This window comes from Capnocytophaga sp. CM59 (assembly GCF_000293175.1).
GTDB classification, from domain to species: Bacteria; Bacteroidota; Bacteroidia; order Flavobacteriales; family Flavobacteriaceae; genus Capnocytophaga; species Capnocytophaga granulosa.
Genome location: NZ_ALNN01000047.1, coordinates 1 through 5421, shown reverse-complemented (window position 1 = coordinate 5421; position 5421 = coordinate 1). Strand labels below are relative to the sequence as shown.

Here is a 5421-nt window from a genome sequence, read left to right as displayed (position 1 = left end):
GTAGAGACGCAATTTATTGCGTCTTAACGAATTAGATTATACAGATATTTTTATAGTCAATCATATTTAGAATGCGAATAAAATACGAATAAATAAGGCAAGGGATTCATTCCTAATTTACTCTCTTTCAAGGGCTAATTGCCATTAGCCCCTACACCTGCTCATGCTATTTTTTCGCAAACTATTTCTGTTCGACTATAACTACTGATTTGCATTAGTCACTAGTCATTAGTCGTTAGTCATTAGTCACTACCCTCTGTTTTCATAGCGCATAGCAGCCACTGGTTCTATCTTAGCGGCTTTGCGGGCGGGGAAAGTACCTGCAAAAATACCTGAAAGCACCATAATAAAGACCGCCAAGAGAGCTATACCCATATCTATTTCGGTAGTTTTGAGCAGTCCCATGCCCCCTGAAGCCGCCAATACCATATTAACGAGCTTGAGTACCCCTATGCCTAAGCACATACCCAACAAGCCCGACGCTAAGGTGATCATCAGCGCTTCCAAGAGTACTTGTATAGTAATATGGTAAGGAGTAGCCCCAATAGCCATACGCAAACCAAACTCATTGGTGCGTTCCTTGACCACGATAAAGAGGATATTGGTTACACTGACCATTCCACTAATCAAGAAACATAGTCCCACTATCCAAATAAACACACTGATACCTGTAAAAATACTATTAACACTAGATATTTCTTCCTCGAAAGCGCGTACATAGACCGCATTAGGATCACTTTCATCAAAACGCAGATTACGCGCTAAGTAACTAGTTATTTTCACCTTGAAATCAGGAACAGAGATTTGTGCATCATCTCTTAAATAGAGCGCAAAAGTAGACATATTGGGCGCATCTTCAATATTGCAAGTAAAGCTCGGAAAAGGTACAAATATATCTGATTCAACTCTTTGACTCACCATATCATCATTTTTCATCACCCCTATCACACGGTAATACACCCCTCCTACATCGATGAGCTTGTCCAAAGGATTGTCATTGAGGAAGAGCTTGGTCGCTACCTTTTTTCCTATAATAGCCACATTGCGCGCTTTTTTGTCGTCCATGAGATTAAAAGGGCGGCTGCCTTCTATCATCTTGAAGTTGGAGAAAGACCAATACTCATGAGTAAGCCCAGTAACAGTGGTATAGTAGTTCCTCTTCCCAAAAATAGCATTTTTAGAAATAGAAGTTCTTGGTGAAAGCCCCCCTATTTCGGGAAATCTTCGCTTGATATCTTCCAAGAGGTATTTATCGAAAAAAATACGTCGGCCCTCCTGCATGTTTTTATACTTCATAGAGGTCTCCCCTCCCCAAACGAAAATAGACTTAGAGGCAAAACTCTTCAGCAGGTCTTGTACCCCATACTCTACCCCCTTGCCTATCCCTAAGAGGAGTACTAAGATAAAGATCCCCCACATGATCCCAAAGCCCGACATAAAAGTACGTACCTTGTTTTGCTTAATGGAATGAATGATTTCTCGTAATGTTTCCATAAGTCACTAGTCGTTAGTCATTAGTCACTATCCTCTGTTTTCATAGCGCATAGCGGCCACTGGTTCTATCTTAGCGGCTTTGCGGGCAGGGAAAGTACCTGCAAAGATACCTGAAAGCACCATAATAAAGACCGCCAAGAGAGCTATACCCATATCTATTTCGGTTGTTTTGAGCAGACCCATGCCCCCTGAAGCCGCCAACACCATATTAACGAGCTTGAGTACCCCTACGCCTAAGAACATACCCAACAAGCCCGACGCTAAGGTGATAATCAGCGCTTCCAAGAGCACTTGTATAGTAATATGGTAAGGAGTAGCCCCAATGGCCATACGCAAACCAAACTCATTGGTGCGCTCCTTGACTACGATAAAGAGGATATTGGTTACACTGACCATTCCACTAATCAAGAAACAAGCCCCCACAATCCAAATAAACACACTGATACCAGTGAAGATACTATTGATATCGGATATTTGCTCCTCTAAGGTTTGTATATAGACAGCATTAGGGTCATTGGCATCAAAGCGCAGGCTGCGTGCTAAGTAATTGAATATTTTCGTCTTAAAATCAATCACCGAAATCTTAGCATCATCGCTTAGGTAGAAGCCAAAGACTGAAATATCAGGCGTATCCTGAATATTACGGGTAAAGCTCGGATAAGGTACAAAGATTTCTGACTCGGCCTGTTGGCTCACCATATCATCATTCTTCATCACCCCAATCACGCGGTAATACACGCCCCCTACATCGATGAGCTTGTCCAAAGGATTGTCGTTAAGAAAGAGCTTGGTCGCTACCTTCTTTCCTATAATAGCCACATTGCGCGCCTTTTTGTCATCCATAGGATTGAAAGGGCGGCTGCCCTCTATCATCTTGAAGTTGGAGAAAGACCAATACTCATGCGTAATCCCTGTAACAGTGGTATAGTAATTTTTCTTACCATAAATAGCATTCTTGGAGATAGTTGTCCTTGGAGAAAGTCCTTTGATTTCAGGGAACTTACGACGAATATCCTCTAAGAGGTATTTGTCAAAGAAAATCTGGCGTCCCTCCTGCATATTCTTATACTTCATAGAGGTCTCCCCTCCCCAAATGAAAATAGACTTAGAGGCAAAACTCTTCAGCAGGTCTTGCACCCCATACTCTACCCCCTTACCTACGCCTAAGAGCAGTACCAAGATAAAGATCCCCCACATAATCCCAAAGCCTGACATAAAAGTACGTACTTTGTTTTGCTTAATGGAATGAATGATTTCACGTAATGTTTCCATAATAGTATTTCTTTAGTTGTTTTAAAAAAATCAAATTTCGCTATTAGAATAGGCAAATGTACGATTTTTCTGTAAGAAATAAGAGGAAAATCTAAAAAATTATACACTTATTAAAAATTAATTCCTCATCATTGTTATTCTTCTTTATTTTTTGTACATTTGCGGCAAAAAACAAGTTATGCCTATCACGATCCCTCTTGACTCTAATGAAACAATAGAAAAATATCATCTCAACGATTAAAGGTAAATTGCCTTTAAAGGGCGAATGGCAATTTGCCCCTACAGAGTCCCTAACCCTAAAAAACATGAAATTGCGTAATAAGCTCAAAATAGTAAATGACCCTGTATATGGGTTTATTCATATCCCGAATGCTTTTATCCTTGACCTGATAGAACACCCCTATTTTCAGCGGCTTTGCCGTATCTCACAAATGGGGCTCTCCTACCTAGTCTATCCTGGAGCAAGGCATACGCGCTTTCATCATGCCTTGGGCTGTATGTTTCTTATGCAACAGGCCATACAGACCCTCCGCTACAAGCAAATAGAGATTACCCCTGAGGAAGAAGAGGCCTTGTATATCGCTATCTTGCTGCACGATATAGGCCATGGCCCTTTCTCTCATGCTATGGAACATAGTATTGTGGAGGGGATCTCCCATGAGGAAATCTCCTTGGCCTTTATGCAGGCACTCAATGAGCAGTTCGAGGGACGACTTAGCCTAGCTATAGAAATCTTCCAAAAGAAATACAAAAAGCAGTTCATGAACCAACTCATCTCCAGCCAGTTGGATATGGACAGACTGGACTACCTTAAGCGTGATAGCTTCTATTCGGGGGTGAGTGAGGGCAATATCAACTCCCAGCGTATCATCGCTATGCTCACTGTAAAGGACGATACCCTGATTGTGGAGGAAAAGGGCATCTACTCCATAGAGGAGTTCTTAGTGGCACGCCGCCTGATGTATTGGCAAGTCTATCTGCATAAGACAAGTATAGGAGCAGAATTCGTCTTGGTCAAGCTCCTAGCAAGGGTCAAAGAACTCACCCAGCAGGGGAAAAAGCTCCCTATGACTACTGCTTTGCGCTTTTTTGTAGAAAACCATATCACCAAAGATACTTTTGACAGTCATGCCTTAGAACTCTTTGCCCAGTTGGACGATTATGACATCATCTCAGGCCTTAAGGAATGGCAATATGGGGAGGATTGGGTCTTGGCCAAGCTCAGCCAGATGATTCTCAACCGTGATTTGCTCCGCGTAAGGCTCTACAGAAGCCCTGTAGAGAAAGAAAAGGTACAGGAACTCCTTAGAGAGGCGGCTGAGCAATTACAAATACCAGAGGAGCTGGCATCTTATTTTGTCTTTACCGGAGAGATTTCCAACACTGCCTACCGCAAGGACGAACAGAATATCCTTATCTATACCAAAAACAATAAGATCATAGATGTTACCAAGGCTTCTGACCAAATGAACCTAGATGCACTGGCTACTAAAGTAACCAAGTACTACCTATGCTCTCTTAAATAATGACTAGTGACTAGTGAGCAGTGACTAATAGTTTGCGAAAAAGATTTGTCGTTTGTCATTTGTCATTTGTCATTAATTTTGTATTTTTGTCCCCTTGAATAAATAAGAATCAAATGAATCCATCAGACGATTTTATAGGTGAAAATCACCTAAGTACGTCGGCTAAGACCCCTTTGCGAGCCGATGCTTTTTCTCTTTCCGATGAGGAAAAAATCGCTCGTATCCAAAAATCTATGGCTGATATTATGGAGACACTTGGGCTTGACCTTACCGATGATAGCCTCAAGGGCACTCCACTGAGAGTGGCCAAGGCCTATGTAAAAGAACTCTTTGGCGGTCTTGACCCCAAGCGCTGCCCCAGTTCTTCCACTTTCGAAAACAATTACCACTATGGGGAGATGCTCATAGAAAAAAATATCGTCCTCTACTCCACTTGCGAGCATCATTTCCTACCCATCGTGGGGCGTGCTCATGTGGGCTATATCTCCAATGGCCGCGTGCTGGGACTCTCCAAGATGAACCGCATTGTGGATTACTTTGCGCGTCGCCCTCAGGTACAGGAGCGCCTGACTATGCAGATTGTACAGGAGATGCAGCGCATCCTCGGTACGGAGGATGTGGCTTGTGTGATTGATGCCAAGCACCTCTGCGTGAACTCCCGCGGTATCCGAGATATAGAGAGCAGCACCGTAACGGCCGAATATGGCGGTAAGTTCCAAGACCCTATCGTAAGAAAAGAGTTCTTGGAGTATATCAAAATGGAAACAAAATATTAGTGGTTAGTGATTAGTAGTTAGTGGTTAGAACTATGTCATGTCCTGAAATAGATTGACAAGTATAAATCTTAAAACAAGTATAAAAGGCATGACAAAGAAGCAGAAAGCATTAGTTCGGTACAGTGATTGCTTTAAGCTAAGTATCGTTGAAGAGATCGAGAAAAATGGATTGAGTATAGAAGATTGTCGTCGTAAATATGATATAAAAGGCGGCTCTACAATTCAGAATTGGCTCGAAAAATATGGAAAGAATCACCTATTAAACAAAGTTGTACGCGTGGAAACAAAAGATGAAGTAAGAGAAATTGAGCTACTTAGAAAAGAATTAGCAGCTTTAAAGAAAGCTTATGCAG

5 protein-coding genes are annotated in these 5421 nt (G+C 42.0%); 3 read left to right on the top strand and 2 right to left on the bottom strand.

Annotation, left to right across the window (positions count from 1 at the left end):
• Positions 1-249 precede the first annotated feature (249 nt).
• On the bottom strand, positions 250-1494 hold the full coding sequence (locus HMPREF1154_RS10150) for an ABC transporter permease (protein ID WP_009642498.1): 1245 nt from the start codon (positions 1492-1494) through the stop codon (positions 250-252).
• Positions 1495-1521: 27 nt separating this feature from the next.
• Positions 1522-2766, bottom strand: coding sequence for an ABC transporter permease (locus tag HMPREF1154_RS10145; RefSeq protein ID WP_009642500.1), 1245 nt, complete (start codon positions 2764-2766; stop codon positions 1522-1524).
• Positions 2767-3071: 305 nt separating this feature from the next.
• Between HMPREF1154_RS10145 and HMPREF1154_RS10135 the strand changes: the two genes are divergently transcribed.
• The 3 genes from HMPREF1154_RS10135 to HMPREF1154_RS10125 form a co-directional block, all read left to right on the top strand.
• On the top strand, positions 3072-4292 hold the full coding sequence (locus HMPREF1154_RS10135) for an HD domain-containing protein (RefSeq protein WP_034567329.1): 1221 nt from the start codon (positions 3072-3074) through the stop codon (positions 4290-4292).
• Between the two features lie 113 nt (positions 4293-4405).
• Positions 4406-5068, top strand: coding sequence for a GTP cyclohydrolase I FolE (folE, locus tag HMPREF1154_RS10130; RefSeq protein ID WP_009642501.1), 663 nt, complete (start codon positions 4406-4408; stop codon positions 5066-5068).
• Positions 5069-5156: 88 nt separating this feature from the next.
• Positions 5157-5421 (top strand): transposase (locus HMPREF1154_RS10125; RefSeq protein WP_034567326.1); only part of this gene is annotated, 265 nt, incomplete at its 3' end.

What these genes read in the sequence shown, in the direction of transcription:
- HMPREF1154_RS10150 (WP_009642498.1), bottom strand. Translation starts at nt 1,494, where the DNA reads ATGGAAACATTACGAGAAATCATTCATTCCATTAAGCAAAACAAGGTA.
- HMPREF1154_RS10145 (WP_009642500.1), bottom strand. Translation starts at nt 2,766, where the DNA reads ATGGAAACATTACGTGAAATCATTCATTCCATTAAGCAAAACAAAGTA.
- HMPREF1154_RS10135 (WP_034567329.1), top strand. Translation starts at nt 3,072, where the DNA reads ATGAAATTGCGTAATAAGCTCAAAATAGTAAATGACCCTGTATATGGG.
- folE (WP_009642501.1), top strand. Translation starts at nt 4,406, where the DNA reads ATGAATCCATCAGACGATTTTATAGGTGAAAATCACCTAAGTACGTCG.